At 71.1% G+C, this 20,490-nt stretch carries 10 protein-coding genes and 6 pseudogenes; 6 read left to right on the top strand and 10 right to left on the bottom strand.

Annotated elements, in window-relative coordinates; genetic code table 11:
- Positions 1–39: 39 nt before the first annotated feature.
- Together CES90_RS48515 and CES90_RS48520 are read right to left on the bottom strand one after the other, a co-directional pair.
- Positions 40–1,065, bottom strand: a complete 1,026-nt coding sequence (locus CES90_RS48515) for a hypothetical protein (RefSeq protein WP_189788471.1) — start codon at positions 1,063–1,065, stop codon at positions 40–42.
- A gap of 400 nt (positions 1,066–1,465) precedes the next feature.
- A complete protein-coding gene (locus tag CES90_RS48520) occupies positions 1,466–1,627 on the bottom strand; it encodes a hypothetical protein (RefSeq protein WP_189788470.1) in 162 nt (53 codons plus the stop codon).
- Between the two features lie 68 nt (positions 1,628–1,695).
- On the opposite strand from CES90_RS48520, the pseudogene CES90_RS52555 reads away from it, so the two are divergent.
- A pseudogene (locus tag CES90_RS52555) lies at positions 1,696–1,866 on the top strand (HAD domain-containing protein); the annotation flags it as partial.
- Between the two features lie 38 nt (positions 1,867–1,904).
- On the opposite strand, the pseudogene CES90_RS51085 reads toward CES90_RS52555, so the two are convergent.
- From CES90_RS51085 to CES90_RS48530, 3 genes and pseudogenes are all read right to left on the bottom strand, one after another.
- A pseudogene (locus CES90_RS51085) lies at positions 1,905–2,111 on the bottom strand (helix-turn-helix domain-containing protein); the annotation flags it as partial.
- Between the two features lie 11 nt (positions 2,112–2,122).
- Positions 2,123–3,430, bottom strand: a pseudogene (locus tag CES90_RS48525) (type I polyketide synthase); the annotation flags it as partial.
- A gap of 188 nt (positions 3,431–3,618) precedes the next feature.
- Entirely contained in the window at positions 3,619–5,931 is a 2,313-nt protein-coding gene (locus CES90_RS48530; RefSeq protein ID WP_208921781.1) for an SDR family NAD(P)-dependent oxidoreductase, read from the bottom strand.
- A gap of 96 nt (positions 5,932–6,027) precedes the next feature.
- Between CES90_RS48530 and CES90_RS48535 the strand changes: the two are divergent.
- Positions 6,028–6,249: pseudogene (locus CES90_RS48535) on the top strand (ATP-binding protein); the annotation flags it as partial.
- Between the two features lie 404 nt (positions 6,250–6,653).
- Here CES90_RS48535 and CES90_RS48540 read toward each other — a convergent pair.
- The 3 genes from CES90_RS48540 to CES90_RS48550 form a co-directional block, all read right to left on the bottom strand.
- On the bottom strand, positions 6,654–7,181 hold the full coding sequence (locus CES90_RS48540) for a hypothetical protein (RefSeq protein ID WP_189784325.1): 528 nt from the start codon (positions 7,179–7,181) through the stop codon (positions 6,654–6,656).
- Positions 7,182–7,280: 99 nt separating this feature from the next.
- Positions 7,281–9,068 (bottom strand): ABC transporter ATP-binding protein, encoded by a 1,788-nt coding sequence (locus CES90_RS48545; RefSeq protein ID WP_189784324.1) that lies wholly within the window; start codon positions 9,066–9,068, stop codon positions 7,281–7,283.
- A gap of 113 nt (positions 9,069–9,181) precedes the next feature.
- Entirely contained in the window at positions 9,182–9,397 is a 216-nt protein-coding gene (locus CES90_RS48550; protein ID WP_189784323.1) for a hypothetical protein, read from the bottom strand.
- A 336-nt stretch (positions 9,398–9,733) separates the two neighbouring features.
- Between CES90_RS48550 and CES90_RS52375 the strand changes: the two are divergent.
- Positions 9,734–9,817: pseudogene (locus CES90_RS52375) on the top strand (adenosylhomocysteinase); the annotation flags it as partial.
- Positions 9,818–10,047: 230 nt separating this feature from the next.
- Positions 10,048–10,662 (top strand): hypothetical protein, encoded by a 615-nt coding sequence (locus CES90_RS48560; RefSeq protein ID WP_189788796.1) that lies wholly within the window; start codon positions 10,048–10,050, stop codon positions 10,660–10,662.
- A 35-nt stretch (positions 10,663–10,697) separates the two neighbouring features.
- Here the strand turns inward: CES90_RS48560 and CES90_RS48565 are convergent, their stop codons facing one another.
- The gene (locus CES90_RS48565) at positions 10,698–11,798 is read right to left on the bottom strand and encodes an RDD family protein (RefSeq protein ID WP_189788797.1); all 1,101 of its coding nucleotides are present in this window, start codon (positions 11,796–11,798) and stop codon (positions 10,698–10,700) included.
- Between the two features lie 138 nt (positions 11,799–11,936).
- Between CES90_RS48565 and CES90_RS48570 the strand changes: the two genes are divergently transcribed.
- Together CES90_RS48570 and CES90_RS51530 are read left to right on the top strand one after the other, a co-directional pair.
- Positions 11,937–12,944, top strand: a complete 1,008-nt coding sequence (locus CES90_RS48570; RefSeq protein WP_189788798.1) for a stage II sporulation protein M — start codon at positions 11,937–11,939, stop codon at positions 12,942–12,944.
- A gap of 526 nt (positions 12,945–13,470) precedes the next feature.
- On the top strand, positions 13,471–17,037 hold the full coding sequence (locus CES90_RS51530) for an SDR family NAD(P)-dependent oxidoreductase (protein WP_408646654.1): 3,567 nt from the start codon (positions 13,471–13,473) through the stop codon (positions 17,035–17,037).
- On the opposite strand, the pseudogene CES90_RS51535 reads toward CES90_RS51530, so the two are convergent.
- A pseudogene (locus CES90_RS51535) lies at positions 16,928–20,479 on the bottom strand (SDR family NAD(P)-dependent oxidoreductase); the annotation flags it as partial. The gene CES90_RS51530 and the pseudogene CES90_RS51535 overlap by 110 nt on opposite strands.
- Positions 20,480–20,490 lie beyond the last annotated feature (11 nt).

Below are 20,490 nucleotides of genomic sequence, written 5' to 3' on the forward strand. Positions count from 1 at the left end.
TGCCCGCACGTGACGCCCCGGCTGCACACTGCGGACGGGCTACGTCATCAACTCGATGTGCGGATGCTCGGGCTCCGCCGGGCAGACGAACAGGTGCTGCCGGTAGCCGCTGCCTATCTGGACACCGGTCGCGTTGTAGCCGCGGTGGCCGGGGTACGGTCCAGCACCTGGGTGGGGGTGCGGAGACCAGCTGTTCCCGGCGTCGTCCCCTTCCTCGAACGTGGCGACGGTCATCAGGACCTCCATGCCGGTGCCGCACTCGGAGCAGGGCTGCGGGCTGGGGTCGGTGGAGTTCCAAGCGGGCCAGCCGCCGACCTTCCAGCCGGGTGCGTTGGACAGCACACAGTCGTAGTACGTGTCCGGGTCCATGTCTTCCTCTGCTGCCTGCGGCACACTCCACTGCTTGAGCTGCTCCCGCAGTTCTTCGCTCAGCTCCAGATGGTCGGGGTACTCGGTGATCTGCTCCGGTTCGAGCATGCACGGTTCCGGTAGATAGCCGTCGAACTGCACTGCGGGCGGCTCGGGGGGCGTGTCGAGAACGTCGGTGACGGCGGCTGCCGAACGCCAGAAGAGCAGGGTCCTGGGCATGATCGGATGATCGAAGGGGCACCACAGAACCTGCAGCAGGTCTTTGCCCTCCGGCGGGCTCAGATCGGGCACATCCCTTACGTACAGCTGCGCGACGGGCAGCATCGCTATGGGGCCGTCGTACGCCTGGACCGCCAGCCTCACCGGATACGTCCGAGGGGGCCGGATCCGCTCGAGAGTCTCCCGTTCCTCCGGAGTCAGGTCCCGGCCCTGCGAGGCGGCGAAGATCCGTCGTTCCAGCCGCAGATCCGCCGGGGACTGGGCTGGGTTGATGCCATCCACCACATGCGGTTCCTCACAGTGCGGCCACGGCTCCTCGGCGGGCCACAGCAGCGGCCCGCCGATCGAGCTGTCGTGCCACGTCGGCGCCCCAGGGCGGGGGTGCAGGCGGGTCGCCGTGCGGGCCAGCGGAGCCAGTTGGGGAAAGACCGCGGCAACGTCGATCGGCCGTGGCGGAGTGACAGGAGTGACATTCATGGCCGCAATCTTGCCAATCGCCTCTGACAACGGCCCTCGTGGCCGCCCCACGAAGAGCTCCGGCACGGGCGCCACCCGGGAGAGCGCTACCGCCGGTCCGTTGCCGGCAGATGCCCCGCGAGCAGGTCCACGATCGCCGCGTGGATGTCCGTCCACGCGCGCGGTTCGTCGCCACGTACCACCTGGACAGGGACGACCTTGACGCGTCCATTCCGTCCGCACCGCCGCCGGTCAGGAGATGGTCCATCACGATCTCCATCGGCCGGCAGGCCGTGGCCGAACCCCTTGAAGTTGAGCAGCTCGCCGATGGTGAGTACGTAGACGGCCCTGGTGCCGCCCCACGGGGGGGGAGGGCGGCACCAGGGCCGATCTACGGATAACCGTAGCGCTGAAGTACTGGTCAGGGGCGGCGAAGCGGCAAGCCGGGCTGTTCGCGTGAGGCGGGGACTTCGGGGGCGTACGACACGAGGTCGGGCACCGGCCTGCCGGTGGGCTGGGTGACGACGATGACCCGGCCGTCGTACAGGCGTGCGGCGAGCGCCTCGTACGGACCGTCCGGCACCGCCTGCCGGTATGGCACCGTGCCCGGCCGCCGGGTGAGTCCGGCGATCAGCCAGACGAGCCGGGCCTTGGGCGGACGGACGCCCGTTCGCCTGGGTCGACGACGAGATGACCGACGCCGACCGAGACTGGGTATCCACCCACCACCCCGCCCAGGCGATCCTCCATCGCGTCGCGTCGTCCCGCGGCCTCACCGACCAGGACTTCGCAGTCCTCGATCAATGGCTCCAGCTGGCTTGAGGTTCTCCGCGATGATCCACAGGATTTGACAGTTACTCCCAGGCGCGTTCCTCGATGCGCTTGGCCTGGGTGATGCGAAGCCGGGACAGCTCGGCCGACTTCACATACGGCAGCCCCGCCGCGTGCGCTTGTTTCCGGTCGCGCAGGCAGTCGTTCCACACCACGCGGGCACACCCGAACGCACTGGCCAGCGCACGGCGCTGTGCGGCGTCCGGGTAGGCCCGGTAGTTGTAGCGGAGCTGCACAACCAAGATCGATCGGCCTCCGGCCACTCCCGCGCCTCCGTCAGAAGCTGGACAGTGCCGGACGACCAGTCGACCTGATCCGACGGCTCATCGACGTGCAGAGTGGCGGGCAGCACGCCGTGCCGCATCGCCTCCACCATCTTGATCACACCGGCCATACCCGCGGCGGCCTGGGTGTGCCCGATGTTCGACTTCACCGCGCCCAGCCACAGCGGCCGGTCCGCACTGCGCTCCTTGCCGTACGTCGCCAGCAGCGCCTGCGCCTCGATCGGGTCACCGAGCCGGGTCCCGGTGCCGTGTGCCTCGACGGCGTCGACCTCAGCCGCAGAAACACCCGCGGCGGCCAGGGCCTGCCGGATCACCCGCTGCTGCGAGGGACCATTCGGAGCCGTCAGCCCGTTGCTCGCACCGTCCTGATTGACCGCGCTGCCCCGCACCACCGCCAGCACCTGATGGCCGTTGCGTACCGCGTCGGACAGCCGCTCCACCAGCAGCACACCGGCGCCCTCGCCCCAGCCCGTACCGTCCGCGCCCGATGCGAACGCCTTGCACCGGCCGTCGACGGCGAGTCCCCGCTGCCGCGAGAACTCCACGAACACCCCTGGCGTGGACATCACGGCCACGCCGCCCACCAGCGCGAGATCGCACTCGGCCGCCCGCAGGGCCTGTACGGCGAGGTGCAGCGCGACCAGGGACGACGAGCACGCGGTGTCCACGGTCACCGCCGGGCCCTCCAGGCCCAGGGTGTACGAGACCCGGCCGGAGAGCACGCTGGCCGCAGTGCCGGTCAGCAGGTAACCCTCGGCACCCTCCGGGATTTCGTCCAATCCGGATCCGTAGCCGAGGATGGAGGCCCCGACGAAAACGCCGGTACGGCTGCCGCGCAGCGAGCCGGCTTCGATGCCCGCCCGCTCCACGACCTCCCACGATGCCTCCAGGAGCAGCCGCTGCTGCGGGTCCATCGCCAGCGCCTCACGCGGGCTCAGGTCGAAGAAGGCGGGGTCGAATTCATCGGCGTCGTAGACGAATCCACCTTGACGGGTGTACGACGTGCCGTGGTTTTCCGGGTCCGGGTGGTAAAGCCCTTCCAGGTCCCAGCCGCGGTTGGCGGGGAACTCCGATATCGCGTCGCCGCCCGACGCCACCATGGTCCACAGTTCCTCGGGCGAGGTCACCCCACCCGGGAACCGGCAACTGGTCGCCACGATGGCGATCGGCTCCTGGGCCTTCTGCTCGTTCTCACGCAACCGGAGGCGAGTCTTGTACAGATCCACCGTGACGCGCTTCAGGTGTTCGCGAAGCTGCTCTTCGTTCGACATGTCAGTCAACCTCCGTCGCGCAGGGCGCGGTCGCTCAGGGAGCTCGATCGCACCGGGTGCGAGAACCGCAAAGAAAAGGGGGAGAGTTCAGGGAAATACGTGATGTCATGATGTATGCGTGAATAAGGGACCACGCGAGGCCGTGCTTCCCTGAACAGGAGACGTACTGGGTGAGTAGGGAGGAGAGGTCAGTCCAGCTCTTTGCTGATGAAATCGAAGAGCTCGTCGTCCGAGGCTCCGTCGAGGAGCAGCTCGACGTCCGGGCCGAGGCCCGCCGCCGAACCCGTACCAGTGGAGCCGGCGAGGGCCGAGCCACCCTGGCCGGCGTCGGCCATGCGGGCGACGAGTGCCTGGAGGCGAGCGGTGATGCTCGACCGGGTCTCGGCGTCGAAGTCGGTGGCCGCGGCGGACCAGGCGAGTTCCAGCTTGCCCAGTTCGGCAAAGACCGGTTCGGCGGCCGTCGCGTCCGGCCCGTCGCCGAGCAACTCACCGAGCAGATGACGGCCGAGGATGTCAGGAGTCGGATGGTCGAAGACGAGGGTGGTGGGCAGGGCAAGGCCGGTGGCGGCGCCGAGCCGGTTGCGGAAGTCGACCGCGGTCAGGGAGTCGAAGCCCAGTTCACGGAAGGGCCGTTCACTCTTCACTGAGTCCGATGCCGTGTGGCCCAGGACCAGTGCGGCATGGGTACGCACCAACTCCGTGATTTTCCGCAGCCGTTCGGGGGCCGGCAGAGCCGTCAGGGTGTCCCGGAGCCGCTGCCGCTCCGCACCCTGCTCCTCGGTGTCGGCCGCCGAGGTCGCCATCAAGGCTCGCTGGGCGTCGGCGAGTTGAAGGAACAGCGGGCTGGGGCGGGACATCGTGTACACGGGGGCGAATCGCTCCCAGTCGATGTCGGCCACCATTAGCTCCGTCTCGTCGTCCGCCAGTGCCTGGCGCAGTGCTTCGACGGCGAGTTCGGTTGCCATGGTCACAACACCCCGGGTCCGCAGGTCCTCCCCGGTACGGCCGGTGGCCAGCCCTGCCTCGGCCCAGGCGCCCCACGCGACGGAGGTGCCGGTCACACCGCGACGGCGTCGCCCTCGCACCAGTGCGTCCAGGTAGGCGTTGCCCGCCGCGTACGCGGCCTGCCCGCCGCCGCCCCAGACGCTGGAGATGGAGGAGTAGCACAGGAACACGTCCAGCGGACGGTCACCGAACAGTTCGTCGAGGTTACGGGCGCCCGACACCTTCGACGCGACGACCCGCGCGAACTCCGGTACGTCCATCGCCGCCAGCTCGACTAGCTGCCCGACGCCGGCCGCGTGCACCACGCCCCGGATCCCGGACCCGGCGGACTCGTCCGCGTCGAGGTCCGCGACGAGTGCGGCCAGCGCCGCGCGGTCGGCGACGTCACAGGCGGCGATGGTCACCCGGGCGCCCAGCTCCTCGAGTTCGGCGCGGATTGCCGGGGCCGCCGGGGCGTCGGGGCCGCTACGGCTGATCAGTACGAGGTGTTCGGCACCCGAACGGGCCAGATCTGCGGCGAGCCGACCGCCGAGACCACCGGTTCCCCCCGTAACGAGGTAGGTGCCACGGGCCTGCCACTTGGCGGCAGAGGTGGCGGCGCTCCGCGGTCGCGGGGCGCGGGTCAGGCGGCGAGCGTAGAGGCCGGAAGACCGGATGGCGAGCTGGTCCTCGTACGCGGCACCGGTCTGCCCCCCGACCTGCCCTTCGGCCGGCAGACCGGCGAGTGCGGCGACGAGGCGGTCGAGGACGCGCTGCTCGTGTGACTGCGGTGCGCCCGCCATCGATACGTCCGATTCGTCGGCGGTCCCGGGCTTCATCGGTACGTCGATGAGGCCGCCCCAACGGTCGGGGTGCTCCAGCGCCGCGACGATGCCCATGCCCCAGACCTGGGCCTGGTCGGCATCGACGTCATCGTCGGGAGTGACGGAGACCGCACCCCGGGTCAGGCACCACAGCGGGGCCTGGATCCCGGCGTCACCGAGTGCCTGGGCGAGCGTCAGGGTGCCGATGGCACCGGCCGACACCTGCGTCACGGAGGTGTCCTGGGCCAGGGCGAGCAGCGACAGTACGCCTGTGGGGGCGTCGTCCGCCCCTGCCAGGGCATCCCGTATCCGGTCGGCCAGTTCAGCGCGGGTGGCGCCGAGGGCATCGGCCTCCAGGCGGACGACCGCTGCCCCGGACTCGGTGAGCCGACGGACCGAGGCGTCCGTCCAGTCCTGTGCGGAACCGTCGGAGGGGGTCACCACCAGCCAGGTTCCGGCCGACTCGGCCACGTCGGTACCGGTCGCTCCGGTGACCGGCGTCCACGTCACCTTGTAACGCCAACGCTCCAGCGCGGACTGCTCGTTGAGTCGCTCCCGCCAGGACGACAGGGCGGGCAGCACGGCATCCAACGACCCCTGCCCCACACCGAGTTCATCGGCGAGTTGCTCACGGTCCGTCTCCGCCACGATCCGCCAGAAGTCCGCGTCCACCTCGCTCTTCGCACCGTTCACAACGTCGAGCCGCTGCTCGAGCGGCCAGAACCGCTCACGCTGGAAGGCGTAGGTGGGCAGGGGTACTTGGTGTGCCGTGTCGGCGGGGTAGGTGGTGGTCCAGTCGCCCGCGTCCAGCTGTGGCAGGACGGCGACAGCATCGGAGTGACCGTCACCAACACCACGCCCACGCGCCCCTCCCTCTCCCTCCCCGGTTCACAGCAGGGCCTGGTCGGCCTGCGGGAACGGGCCGACATCCTGCACGGCACCCTGGAGTCGGGCCCGACCGCGGAGGGCGGCTACCAGGTGCGGATGCGGATTCCCCTCAGCACGGACTGACCGACCAGCAGCTCATGCTGTCCCGTCGGCTTGCGCCGGCTCACGAGGCCAACTCGTGGTCCGTGGCCGGCACGAGCGCTGACAGCCCTTGTTCCCGCCTCGGCCACGGGTGGACGACGGGAGCTTGACGAGGCGTCCCAGGCGGCCACGATTCAACATGCCGTGGTGGTGGCTGGACGTGCACGTCGGCGTGGCCATGCCTTGGCAGCGGTCGTACCCTCCCGATGGCCCCTTCATGAGGGTGCTGAATCCTTGGTCGGTCGGCTGATCAGCGTGGATCTCGCATGCGGGCTCACCGACGCCTGTGGTCTGCGTCAGCGGTCTGGCGGAGACCGGGCAGGGCCGATGTACGACTCAGCGACATCGGCCACACCCTCCTCACCGGCGTCTGCGACAAGTCGCCGTCACTTCAGCAGGGTGCTGACCAAAGCGACGGCCACTCCCAGGAGCGCGTCCGCACAGCCGATCATGACGGCTCGCCCCCACGTGCGGCCCGCGGCCCGTGAGGCCAGCACGCCCCAGCCCAGCAGCAGGACGGTGTTGATGCCGAAGGCGACGTACTCGATGCCTGCCGAGCGCCACCAGCCAAGGCCCGCCCCCCACAGCAGCAGTGTCGTGGGCAGCGCCGCCGCTACCAGCGGCCATTCGCCGAGCACGGCACGCACCACACCCCGCACGCCGGGACGTCCCTGCGCGTCGCGGTAGGCGATCTGGTGGGCGTAACCATGGGCCAGGGCCGAGGCGAGGGCGGTGAACAGGACCCACAGGGCGTCGTCCATGCGTGCCGCTCGGGTCGTCTCGCCGGACTGGGTGAGCGCGGCGACGGCCGAACTCGACACCAGGAGCCCATACACGCCGCCGAACAGGGCAGTCGGCTGGGCCAGCCAGTCCCAGACCGCAGGTCTGAAACGGATGGCGGACTCGGCGTGCATACAGGGCCTTTCGCGGTCTTGGTCTCTGTGGGTGTCGGTACGTGGGGTTGTCCGGCCGGCAATGGTAGTTGACGACCGGACAACCCTACGTGTGGTGGGTCATCGCGTGGGGGCCAGGAGCTGGGTGGCCGCCAGCTGCGCGTACAGCCGGTCCTGGACCACCAGTTCCTCATGGGTGCCCACCGACCGAACCCGGCCGGCGTCCATCACGACGATCCGGTCGGCGCCGGTCACCGTCGACAGACGGTGGGCCACCACCAGCACGGTGGTCTCGCGGGCCACCTCCGTGACGACGTCCCGCAGCGCCAGCTCGTTGACGGCGTCAAGCTGCGAGGTCGCCTCGTCAAGGAGCAGCAGCCGGGGCTTGCGCAGCAGGGCTCGGGCGATGGCGATGCGCTGCCGCTCGCCGCCCGACAGCTTCGAGCCGCGGTGTCCGACCGGGGTGTCCAGGCCGTGGGGCAGTCGGTCGACGAGCGTGTCGAGCTTCGTCCGGGCCAGGACGTCGTGGATGTCGTCGTCCGTCGCGCCGGGCGCCGCGAACACCAGGTTCTCCCTGAGAGTGCCGGCCAGCACGGGCGCGTCCTGCTCCACGTACCCGATGACGGACCGCAGTTGGGGCAGTGACCAGTCCCGCACGTCCTTGCCGTCGACCAGGACCCGGCCGCCGGTGGCCTCGTAGAACCGCTCGATGAGCGCGAAGACCGTCGACTTGCCCGCGCCCGAGGGGCCCACGAAGGCCGTCATCCCAGTGCCCGGCACCTCGAAGCTCACCCCCGTATGGACATTCGGCAGGCCGGCCCGGTAGTGGAAGGACACGTCCTCGAAGCGGACCGACGCCGGACCCGGCATCGCTGCCTTCTGCCCGGGCAGGGCGCCCGTCCGCCGGTCTACCGGCTCCGTCGCCAGGCGTTCCACCTGCGCGATCCGGGAGAGCGCGGCCGCCCCCTCCTGATAGGAGGACCCGGCTTCGACCAGCGTGGACACCGGCTCGATCAGATAAAAGAGGTACAGCAGGAAGGCGATGAGGGTGGACACGGGGATGTCCCCGGACGCCACCCTCGCCCCGCCGACCGCGAGCACCGCGAGAAAGGCCAGCTGGACGGCGAGTTCGTCGGCCGAGCCCGCCACGGACTCCCACTTCGCGCTCTTCACGCCGTGCCGCCACGCCCGCCGCGCCGCCGCCTCCACCTGGGCGGTCTCCCGCTCCTCGGCGCCGGACGCCTTGACCGTGCGGAACGCTCCGAGAGACCGCTCCAGCGCTACGGAGATCTCCCCGACCGCCTCCTGCGCCCGCTCGGTGGCCTGCGCGATCTTCGGCATCACCAGGACGACGGCCCCGCCGACCAGCACGACCACCCCGAGCGTCACACCCAGCAGTACGACATCCAGGTACGCCATCATCACGATCGCCGCCACGAAGGACACCGCGCCCGTGGCCGCGGAGACGACCGCCTGGGTGCTGACCGCCCGCAGCAGCGTGGTGTCCGAGGTGACCCGGGACATCAGATCGCCCGGCGGGATCCGCTCGAACTCCGCGATCCGCAGCCGCAGCAACCGCCCCACCAGGGTGCGCCGCGCGGCCAGGACCACCGACTCCGCCGTCCGCTCCAGCACATACGCGCCGAACGCCTCGACCGCCGTACCCACCAGCACCAGCGCGGTGAGCGCGATCAGGATCCCGGCGATGGTCTCACCGGCGGCGAGCCGGTCCACCAGTGCCTTCGTGGCCAGCGGCTGCAGCAGCCCTCCGGCGGCCCCGACCAGGGCGCACAGCAGGCCGAGGGCGACGGCCCACCGGTGCGGCCGGACGTACGCGCCCAGTGCCTTGAGCGTCTCTCGGGCGGACGGGGACGTCTCATCCGTCGTCGGGGCGGATGCGGTGTTCACGAAGTTCCTTTCTTCTGCGGTGTGCCGGGCACCGCATCAGCGGTCCGGCACACCAGTGCACGAGCATGTTTCGGTCGCATGAGCACGTTTCGGTCGCGTGAGCATGTTTCGGGTCAGTGGACGAGTCCGGCTGTGCCCGTGGCGAAGGCGTGCACCAACGCCTCGGAGACTTCAGGACGGACGACGAGCAGAACGAAGGCGCCCGCCGCCAGCGCCAGACCGAGCAACTCCAGAAACTCGCCCCTGCCAGGCGTGGCGTCGCGGCCCGGTACGTCTGCCGATGATCCGAGGAAGTCCTCACGCTCGTTGTGTCGCGCACGGTGTGTCATGCCTCCAGCCTGGAAGCCCGGCGTCCCCGCGCCCATCCGGCAACCGTCGGGTCCACCCCCGCCGAGTGGCTGAAGAAGACCGCCATCCGGCCGCACCCGACCGGCCGGGGAGGAGACTCCGCCAATCGGCAGGGCGGTACCCGCCGGTCGGCGGGGGCGTTACCGAAGCCTGCCGGATGGTCCGCCCCCTGACGTCCGCGCGAGATTCTCCGTATGACACAGACACAGCCGCCGCAGGAGACGTCAGCTCCGCAGGAGAACTCGCCTCCGCCGCCCCGAACCTCCCCCGAGTCCGCCGCGCCGGCCTCGCCCGGTCCCTCGATGGGACGCCTCGTCGTCACGACCCTCCGTCCCGAGCAGGCCGCGTACATCGGCGTCGAGGTCGAGGGCCCGTACAAGCCGGACCACTACCGCTACTGATCACCCACGACGCCGAGGCACCGTACGCAGGTCGGCGCCGACCTGCGTACGCGAGCCCGCGGCACGGTCGTAAATGAGCCGGTGCCGCCGCACGCGCTGAGCACGTCGGTGCGCTGACGCACTCGCACAGCGGCTCCCGGACAGGCCCCCGCACCCCCGTGCCGGGGGCCTGTCCGTTCGGCCCCACACCGCCCCTCGGCCGGATCAGCCCGTCAAGACCCAGGACGCCCATGCCCCGCGGCCGGTATTCGCTTCACGACACCCACGACCACACCCTCCTCGCCGAAGAACACTTCCACTGCGCGCCCGGCCCGTCCGGCTGGCGCTATGTCTCCCAAGTCACCACCCCCTCCGGCGACCCCGCCGGCTCCGTCGACCTTGCCCTCGACGACCTCGGCCGCCCCATCCGCCTCGAACTCCACACCGCGAGCTGGCAGGTCCGCGGCGCCGCCCTCGACGGCGTCACCTGGGTCCGCGCCGACCCCACCGGCACGCATGCCACCGAAGGCAATGTCCGCGCCCACGCCTTCACCGGCACCTCCCCGGCATTCCTCATCGCCACCGCCCGCCTCCTGCGCCTCACCTCCTCCGCGCCCGCAACCCGCGTACGCCTCGTCGCCTTCACCGACCCGGTCCTCGCCCCGCGCACCGTGGACCAGTCCTGGGCCCTGATCGCAAGACAAACACACGCCACTGACAACGACCCCCTGACCGTGGACGAATACCAGGTCACAGCCCTGGACACAGGCGAGCAGCACACCGTTCACATCTCCGGCGACGTCGTCCTCGCGGCACCCGGAATCGAGCTCGAACACCTCGAATCACCGCCGTCGACGTTCGACTGACACCGACTCCCGCCCGACGTTCGAAGAACGCGGACTCACGCAGGAGGCGCGAACCCGGTACTCGGCCGCTCAACCGGCGGCTCCTGCCCCGCCTCGGACACCACCGGAGCCCCAGGAGCACCCGCACCGGCGCCCTCACCGGGAGCCGCCCTGACGGTTCCCACAGGCGATACGTATCCGGACGGGCCCGACGGCGGTACATACCCTGACGCCCCCGCAGACGGAACCTGCGCGGCAGAACCCCCAGGCGGCGCATACCCCGAGGCCACGGGAGGCTGCGCCACCGGCCCGCCCCACCCCGGCCCACCGACCGGCGCACCCTGCAAGCCCCCTCCCGCGGCAGCCCCCGGCGCACTCGGCACAACCGGCGCACCACTGACACCCGCCGCGCCCCCGAACGCCCGCCGCGCCTCCCGCGCCTGCCGCTCATGCACCACGGCCGCCAGATACGCGCCCGCCGGCACCCCATACGGCGCCGGAGTCCCCGTATGCGCCGCGAGGTCCGAGGCGAGACGTTCCGCCATCGCCCCACCGACGTACGGATCCAGCTGCCCCATCCGCGTCAGGTACTGGCGAATGGCCAACCACAGACCATCAGGAACCGCCGACAGGTCGAGCCCGGAGAACCGCCCCACCAGCCAGGGCGGCGGCGGAGGCACGAACGGCGCCCGCCCCGCCGGCACCCGCTCTCGCACCACCAGCGTCCCCGCGAACACGTCACCCAGCCGCCGTCCCCGCGCCGACACGAGCGAGGCGATACACGCGACGACCCCGACCGTCATCAGAATCTCGACCATCCCGACCGCACCGCGCACCAGCGCGTGCCGGAACCGGATCGGCCCACCGTCGTCCCGCACCACCCGCAGCCCGCACGCCAGCTTCCCCAGCGAACGCCCATGACTCAGCGTCTCCACCGCGATCGGCCCGCCCACCAACAGGAGCAGAAAGGCCGCGATGGATATCGCCATCTGCGCGGCCTCGTCCAGCCCGGCCGCCGTCACGGCCAGGACCAGCGTCACCGCGATGTAGACAGTCATGGCCACGATCAGGTCGAGCAACACGGCCAGCGCACGGCTCGGCAGCTTCGCGGGACGCAGCTCCAGCGCCACCGCCTCACCAGTCACAAGCTCACTCACGCCCGTAGTCCTTCCGGTTTCATCCCTGACCTGCCCCGAGACCGGCCAGTCTGCCAAGCTGAGAGCACATAGCGCCGTAGTACTACCTGTACGACAAGCTGACACGCAGTACGAGAGGGACGAGGAGCAGCAAACCCGATGGACCTCGATGTCTTCGTGTCCGCCCATCGCGCCGAGTGGGACCGTCTCGACGCCCTGCTCCGCCGCCAGCGCCGCCTCAATGGTGCCGAGGTCGACGAACTCGTCGTCCTCTACCAGCGCACGGCCACCCATCTCTCGCAGATCCAGTCCAGCGCCCCCGACCCTCAGCTCACCGGCCGCCTGAGCCAACTGGTGGCACGCGCGCGTAGCGTCGTGACGGGCACCCGACGAGCCTCCTGGCGCGACGTCACCCGCTTCCTGACCCACGGTTTCCCCGCCGCGGTCTACCGCTCACGCCACTGGTGGGTCCCCACAGCTCTCCTCTCCACACTCGTGGCGATCCTCCTGGGCTGGTGGATCGGCACACACCCGGAGGTCCAGGCCACCATCGCGGCCCCCGACGAACTGCGCGAGATGACCCGCCCCGGCGGCCAGTACGAGACGTACTACTCCAGCCATCCCGCCACCTCATTCGCCGCCCAGGTATGGACGAACAACGCCCAGGCCGCCGCGATGTGCCTGGTCCTGGGCATCTTTCTGGGACTACCGGTCCTGTGGACCCTGCTCCTGAACATGCTCAACCTGGGCGTGGGCATCGGCCTCATGGCTTCAGCCGGCCGCCTCGACGTCTTCCTCGGCCTGATCCTCCCGCACGGCCTCCTGGAACTGACCGCCGTCTTCGTAGCCGCCGGCACGGGCCTACGCCTCGGCTGGACGCTCATCGACCCCGGCCCCCGAACCCGCCGCTCGGCTTTGGCCGAGGAGGGGCGAGCCGCCCTGGGCATGGCGATAGGCCTGGCGCTGGTCCTCTTCGTGTCCGGCGCCATCGAAGGTTTCGTCACGCCGTCCGGCCTCCCCACCTGGGCCCGCATCAGCATCGGCGTCCTCGCCGAGCTCGCCTTCCTCGCGTACGTCTACGTCCTGGGCGGCCGAGCCGCGCGGGCCGGCGACACAGGCGACGTCGAGGAGCACGAACGCAGCGCCGCGGTGCCCACGGCCGCCTGATGTGCGGACACCCCTGCCGGGCTGTTAGTCTCCTCTTCGTTCCCGCAAGAGCTGTTGACACGGCGCGTGTGGGGAGGTAGATTTACACAGTTGCCTGGAGGTGGATGCCCCAGGACGACCGCGAAAATCTGTCGGCTTCTCGTGAATGTGATTCTCGAGTGAGCCCCACCCGATGGTTCAGGAATGAGCGGCCGGTCAGTTCGGTCAAAAACTTCTGATAAAGTCGGACTCGCCGAAAGAAAGCCGCAAGGCAATCAATTAGGCAAGGCCCTCCAACGGCCACCGGAAATGAATTCCGACCGGGAACGGAACGGGAAACGGATCTGGTAAGATTGGAAACACCGAAGGGAAGCGCCCGGAGGAAAGCCCGAGAGTAGCTTGGGTGAGTACAAAGGAAGCGTCCGTTCCTTGAGAACTCAACAGCATCCCCGTCAACTGGACCGCAGTCCTCAACGGACAACAAGCACAGACGGTCGACCTCCCCACCTACGCCTTCCAACACCGCCCGTACTGGTTCGAGCCGCCGTTGCCGCAGCTCACTGGCGTGGCCGGGGGTGGGGAGGATACGGCGGACGCCGAGTTCTGGGCGGCCGTCGAGGGGCAGGATCTTCAGGCGTTGACCGGGGCGCTGGATGTCGCCGAGGGTGCCGGGCAGGAGGCGTTGGCCGAGGCGTTGCCGGTGCTGTCGGCATGGCGGCGGGGGCGGCGGGCCTCGGCCACCATCGACTCTTGGCGGTATCGCGTGGCTTGGCGGCCGTTGGCCGGTACCGGTGCCGCCGCGCTGAGCGGTACCTGGCTGGTCGTCGTTCCGGCGAGCCACGCGGGGGAGCCGCTTGTACAGGCTTGTCTCGACGCGCTCGCCACGCATGGCGCGCAGACCGCTCCGCTGTTCGTGGACGCGGCGGACATCGACCGGGAGCGGCTGACCGCGCTGCTCGCTGAGGCGGCGCGGCACGCCGGTGCCGACGAGTTCGGCGGGGTGCTCTCCCTCCTCGCGCTCGACGAGCAGCCGCACCCCGAGCAGCCCGGCCTCGCAGCGGGTCTCGTGGCCGGGCTGGCGCTGATCCAGGCGTGCGGCGACAGCGGCGTACGCGCTCCGCTGTGGCTGGCCACCAGCGGAGCCGTCACCACCGGTGCCGGCGATCCGCTGCGCAACCCGGTGCAGAACGGCACCTGGGGCATGGGCCGGGTCGCCGCGCTGGAGCACCCCGAGTTCTGGGGCGGCCTCGTCGACCTGCCGGAGACGCCCGACGAGCGCACCGCCGACCGACTGTGCGGGATCCTCGCCGGAGCTGGAGCCGGAGCCGGAGCCGAAAAGGGAACGGGCACAGGAGCCGGAAGCGGCACCGGCGGCGAGGACCAGGTCGCCATCCGCCGCACTGGTGTCCTGATCCGCCGACTGGTCCGCACGCCCGCCGGCTCCACGGACGGCAGCGACCGCACCTGGACCTCGCGCGGTACGGCGCTGATCACCGGCGGCACCGGTGGCCTCGGCGCCCACACGGCCCGCTGGCTCGCCCGCAACGGCACCGAGCACCTGGTGCTGCTCAGCCGCCGCGGGCCCGACGCCCCCGGTGCCGCCGAACTGGCGGCGGAGCTGGGCGAGTTGGGCGCCCGTGTCACCATCGTTGCCTGCGACATCGCCGACCGGGACGCGCTGGCCGCGCTCGTGGAGCGGGTCGAGGCCGACGGGCCGCCGATCCGTACCGTCGTCCACACCGCGGGCGTCGGCATCCTCATCCCGCTGGCCACGACGACGCTCCAGGAGTTCGCCGACGGGGCGGAGGCGAAGCTCAGCGGCGTCGCCAACCTGGACGCGGTCTTCTGCGACGACCGGCTGGACGCGTTCATCGTCTTCTCCTCCGTCGCCGGGGTCTGGGGCAGCGGCGACCACGGCGCCTACGCGGCGGCCAACGCCTACGCCGACGCGGTCGCCGAGCACCGGCGGGCACGCGGTCTGGCCGGTACGTCGATCGCGTGGGGCATCTGGAGCGACGAGGGCGGCGGCATGGGCCTCGAAGTGGTCCAGGAGCAGCTGCGCTGGCGCGGCATCCCCTTCATGGACCCGGCGCTCGCCGTCGCAGGCATGCAGCAGGTCCTCGACCGCGACGAGTGCTTCATCGCCGTCGCCGACATCGACTGGGACCGTTTCGTCCCCGTCTTCACCGCCGCCCGCCCCCGTCCCCTGCTCACCGAGGTACCCGAGGTCGCCGCACTGCTGCGCGCCGAGGAGGACCGCCACCGTCAGGACGCCTCGGACACGGAGAACACCGGTCTCGTCTCGCGGCTGCGCGGCCTGCCGGCCGAGGAACAGGATCAGGTCGTACGGGATCTGGTGCGCGCCCAGGTCGCCGGAGTGCTCGGCCACAGCTCGCCGGGCAGCATCGAACTCGGCCGTGCCTTCCGCGAGTTGGGCTTCGACTCGCTGACGTCCGTCGAACTGCGCAACCGGCTGAACGCCGCGACCGGCCTGCGGCTGCCGGTCACCGTGATCTTCGACCGGCCCACCGTCACCGCGCTGGCCCGGCATGTGCGCGAGGAACTCGTCGGACGGTCCGACGCCCTCCCCGTCCCCGCCCCGTCGTCCGTGGCGGGGACGGCGCGCGGTCCCGCAGCGGACGACGACCCGATCGTCATCGTCTCCATGAGCTGCCGCTACCCGGGCGGCGCCGACAGCCCCGAGGAGCTGTGGCGCATCCTCGCCGAGGGCCGCGACGTCATCGACGCGTTCCCCGAGGACCGGGCATGGGACCTCGACGCCCTCTACGACCCCGACCCGGACCGCGAGGGCACCTGCTACGCCCGCGAAGGCGGCTTCGTGCACAGCGCCGGTGACTTCGACGCCGGCTTCTTCGGGATCTCGCCGCGTGAGGCGATCGCCATGGACCCGCAGCAGAGGCTGCTCCTTGAGACGTCGTGGGAGGCGTTGGAGCAGGCGGGGCTGGTCCCCGAGACCCTGCGCGGCACGCCCGTCGGTGTCTTCGTCGGCGCCGCCAACCAGGGCTTCGGCGGCCTCGACAACCTGCCCGAGGGCGTCGAGGGCCACATCGTCACGGGCAGTGCGACCAGCGTCCTGTCCGGCCGTATCGCCTACACCCTCGGTCTTGAGGGCAGCGCGGTGACCATCGACACGGCCTGCTCGTCGTCACTGGTCGCCCTGCACATGGCCGTCCAGGCGCTGCGCTCCGGCGAGTGCTCGATGGCTCTCGCGGGCGGGGTCGCCGTGATGGTGGAGCCCATCGGCTTCATCGGCTTCGCCCGCACCCGGGGCGTCGCCAAGGACGGCCGCTCCAAGGCGTTCGCCAAGGCCGCCGACGGCATGGGCCTCGCCGAGGGCGCCGGCATGGTCCTGCTGGAGCGGCTGTCCGACGCCCGCCGCAACGGCCACCCCGTCCTCGCCGTCATCCGCTCCACCGCCCTCAACCAGGACGGCGCCAGCAACGGCCTCAGTGCCCCCAGCGGCCCCGCCCAGCAGCAGGTCATCCGCGCGGCCCTGGCCGGTGCCGGGCTCTCGACGGCGGACGTGGACGCGGTGGAGGCACACGGTACGGGTACGACCCTGGGCGACCCCATCGAGGCCCAGGCGCTGCTCGCCACGTACGGCCAGGGCCGGGACCCCGAACGGCCCCTGTGGCTCGGCTCGTTGAAGTCCAACATCGGTCACTCCCAGGCCGCCTCCGGTGTCGCCGGCGTCATCAAGATGGTGCTGGCGATGCGCCACGGTGTGCTGCCGCAGACCCTGCACGTCGACGAGCCGACCCCGCACGTCGACTGGTCCGCCGGTGCGGTGTCCCTGCTGACCGAGCCCGTGCCGTGGCCGCAGACCGAGGGGCGCCTCCGCCGCGCGGGTGTGTCGTCGTTCGGCGTGAGCGGGACGAACGCGCACGTGGTGCTGGAGGAGGCGCCAGGCCGTCCCGATGTACCGGAGACCACCGACGACGACACCGCCGCTTCGGTGTTCGCCGAGGGGGGTGTGGTGCCGTGGGTGGTGTCCGGGCGGGGTGCGGATGCGCTGGCCGGGCAGGCCGGGCGTCGGGCACATCCGCCCCACGCGGCGCCTCCTCCAGCACCACGTGCGCGTTGGTCCCACTGATCCCGAACGACGACACACCCGCGCGCCGCGGACGCCCCTCGGCCAGAGGCCACGGAACTGCCTCCGTCACCAGGGACACCGCGCCCGCGGACCAGTCCACATGCGACGACGGCGCGTCCACGTGCAGTGTGCCGGGCACGAGGCCGTGCCGCATCGCCAGGATCATCTTCATCACGCCGGCCATACCGGACGCGGTCTGGGTGTGCCCGATGTTCGACTTGACCGAGCCGATGAGAAGCGGCCGGTCGTCCGGCCGGTCCTGCCCGTACGTGGCGAGCAGGGCCTGCGCCTCGATCGGGTCCCCGAGCCGGGTGCCCGTACCGTGGGCCTCGACGACGTCCACGTCACCGCCGGTGAGACGGGCGTCGGCGAGGGCGGCGCGGATGACGCGTCGCTGCGACGGTCCGTTGGGGGCGGTGAGCCCGTTGCTGGCGCCGTCCTGGTTGATCGCGGAACCGCGGATCACGGCGACGACCGGGTGGCCGTTGCGGCGGGCGTCGGACAGCCGCTCGACGAGCAGCACACCCACACCCTCCGCGAGGGAGAACCCGTCGGCGGCCTCGGCGAACGGCTTGCAGCGTCCGTCAGGAGCGAGCCCCCGCTGTCGGCTGAAGCCCACGAACGGTGCCGGGTCCGCCATGACCATCGCGGCCCCCGCGAGCGCCATCGAGCACTCACCGGACCGCAGCGCCCGGACCGCCAGATGCAGGGCCACCAGTGACGACGAGCACGCGGTGTCGACCGTGACGGCCGGTCCCTCCAGGCCGAGGACGTACGAGACCCGGCCCGAGGCGACCGCGGTCGAGCCGCCGGTGACGAGGTAGCCCTCGGTGCCGTCGGCCGCGCCACGGGTGAGGAGGGTGCCGTAGTTCTGGTCGGTGAGCCCCGTGAAGACGCCGGTGCTGCTGCCCCGCAGGGACTTCGGGTCGATGCCGGCCCGCTCCAGCGTCTCCCACGACGTCTCAAGGAGCAGCCGCTGCTGCGGATCCATGGCCGCCGCCTCACGCGGTGAGATCCCGAAGAAGGCGGCGTCGAACTCCCCGGCGTCGTGCAGGAACCCGCCGTGGCGGACGTAGCTGGTGCCGTGCCGGTCCGGGTCGGGGTCGTACAGCCGGGTCGTGTCCCAGCCCCTGTCGGTGGGGAAACCGGTGATGTGGTCCTCCCCGGCGGTGACGACCCGCCACAGGTCGTCGGGTGAGGAGATACCGCCCGGATAACGGCAGCCCATGGCGACGACGGCGATCGGATCGTCGTCGACGAAGCCGCCGGGCCCACCGGCCGTGACGGCAAAGGAGTCCGAGTCCCTGTCGTGCCGCGCAGCCGCGTCGTCGCCGAGCGCCAGCTCGCGCAGGTACGCGGCGAGAGCGGTCGGAGTGGGATGGTCGAAGACCACGGTCGTCGGGATCTTCAGCCCAGTACGGGAATTGAGGCGATTGCGCAGCTCGACGGCGCTCACCGAGTCGAAACCGAGTTCCTTGAACGCGTACCCGGCGTCCACCGCGTCCGCCGACGCGTGCCCGAGCACGGCAGCCGCCTCGGCCCTGACGAGATCCCGCACGAAGCGGTCCCGCTCGGCGGCGGGCAGCGCACCGAGCCGCTGGGCGAGCGTCGACCCGGCACCCCCCTCACCGCGCCTGTCCGCCTCGCCGCCCCCACGAACCGCCCCGGCACCGACGACGGCGTCGCCCTTCGGTTCGAGGTCGGCGATGAGCGGTGCGGGCCGTGCCGTACTGAAGACCGGGACGAACCGCGCCCAGTCGACATCGGCGACCGCAACGACCGTCTCATCGCGATCCAACGCGTCCTGCAGCGCCACCATCGCCGGCTCCGGCGCGATGACGGGGACACCGCGCCGACGCAGCGGGTCACGCATGTCCTCGGCGATCATTCCACCGCCGTCCCAGGGACCCCAGGCCACCGACAGCGCGGGCAGCCCGTGCACACGGCGGGCACGCTCGGCCAGCGCGTCCAGGGACGCGTTGGCGGCGGCGTACGCCGCGTGGTCGGCGACGCCCCACACCCCGGAGATCGATGAGAAGAAGACCAACGCGTCGGTCTCGGCCGGATCGAGCAGATCGACGAGATGCCGGGCCCCGGCCACCTTGCCCGCCGCGACCTCGGCGAACTCCGCGAGGCTCAGCTCGTCGAGCGCCCCGAGCGTACCGACACCGGCCGCGTGCACGACCGTCCGTACCGTACGCCCCTCCGCACGCAGGGAGCCGAGCAGACCGGCCAGCGCCTCACGGTCCGCCACATCACAGGCCACCACGCTCAACCGGGCGCCCGAGGCGGCGACTTCGGCCTCCAACTCCACCAGCTCCGGATCGCCGACCGCACCACGGCGCCCGACCAGGACCACATCCTCCGCCCCACAGCCCGCCAGCCAACGAGCGACATGCGCTCCGAGCGCACCGGTGCCCCCGGTCACGAGGGCCGTGCCACGAGTCGTCCATCGCACGCTGCCGGACGGGCTGCCGGACGGGGACGCGGGGACGAGACGCCGTACGAAGGTGCCGTGGCCGCGCAGGGCGACCTGGTCCTCCACGCCGTCACCACCGTCACCACCGTTCCCACCGTCACCACCGTCGCCGTACGACGCCAGCACGGCGCAGAGCCGAGCGGCGTCCCGGGGCCCCTCGAACCGCTCGGGAAGATCCACCAGCCCGCCCCACCGCTCAGGGAACTCCAGCGCGGCGACCCTGCCCAGCCCCCACACGGCCGCCTGCGCCGACCCCGTGACGTGCTCCCCGTCACCCACAGCCACCGCCCGCCGAGTGGCACACCACAACCGTGCACTCAGCCCGCCCCTCCCGAGCGCCTGCAAGAGCCGCACGGTCAGCGCCGCACCGACCGGCAGCACGGGATGGCCCGGCAACGGACTCTCATCCAGAGCCAGCACCGACAACACACCGGCGAGAGGCTTGGACACTCCGCCCAACACCTCGCCCAGCGCCCCCTCAAGGGCACCGGCATCGGCGTGGCTCGACGTCAGCCTGAGCACATGTACGTCGGCTCCGTGGCCGGCCAGCGCCTCGGAAAGGGAGGACGTGAGGTCGGTGTCGGTAGCTCCGACGTACTCAGCCGGGACGACGAGCAGCCAACTGCCCGCGAGCCGCGGGGACTCCGTGCTCCGGCCGACCGCTTTCCAGACGACCTTGTAGCGCCAGCCGTCGATCGCCGAGCGGGTGGCTTCCTGCTTGCGCCAGTTCGACAGGGCGGGCAGGACCTCGGCCAGCGGTTCGCTGCCGGGCAGCCGCAGAGTCTCGGCGAGCGCTTCGAGATCCTCCCGCTCAACCGCCTCCCAGAATCGGGCGTCGACGGACTGTCGGGGGTCGAGGGTCGGAGCGGAGGTCGGGGTGGTCTTCTCCAGCCAGTAGCGGCGGTGTTGGAAGGCGTAGGTGGGGAGGTCGACCGTCTGTGCTTGTTGTCCGTTGAGGGGCGATGGGGCGCCGG

It is taken from the genome of Streptomyces capitiformicae (assembly GCF_002214185.1).
GTDB lineage: Bacteria > Actinomycetota > Actinomycetes > Streptomycetales > Streptomycetaceae > Streptomyces > Streptomyces capitiformicae.

What these genes read in the sequence shown, in the direction of transcription:
- CES90_RS48515 (WP_189788471.1), bottom strand. Translation starts at nt 1,065, where the DNA reads ATGAATGTCACTCCTGTCACTCCGCCACGGCCGATCGACGTTGCCGCG.
- CES90_RS48540 (WP_189784325.1), bottom strand. Translation starts at nt 7,181, where the DNA reads ATGCACGCCGAGTCCGCCATCCGTTTCAGACCTGCGGTCTGGGACTGG.
- CES90_RS48550 (WP_189784323.1), bottom strand. Translation starts at nt 9,397, where the DNA reads ATGACACACCGTGCGCGACACAACGAGCGTGAGGACTTCCTCGGATCA.
- CES90_RS48560 (WP_189788796.1), top strand. Translation starts at nt 10,048, where the DNA reads ATGCCCCGCGGCCGGTATTCGCTTCACGACACCCACGACCACACCCTC.
- CES90_RS48570 (WP_189788798.1), top strand. Translation starts at nt 11,937, where the DNA reads ATGGACCTCGATGTCTTCGTGTCCGCCCATCGCGCCGAGTGGGACCGT.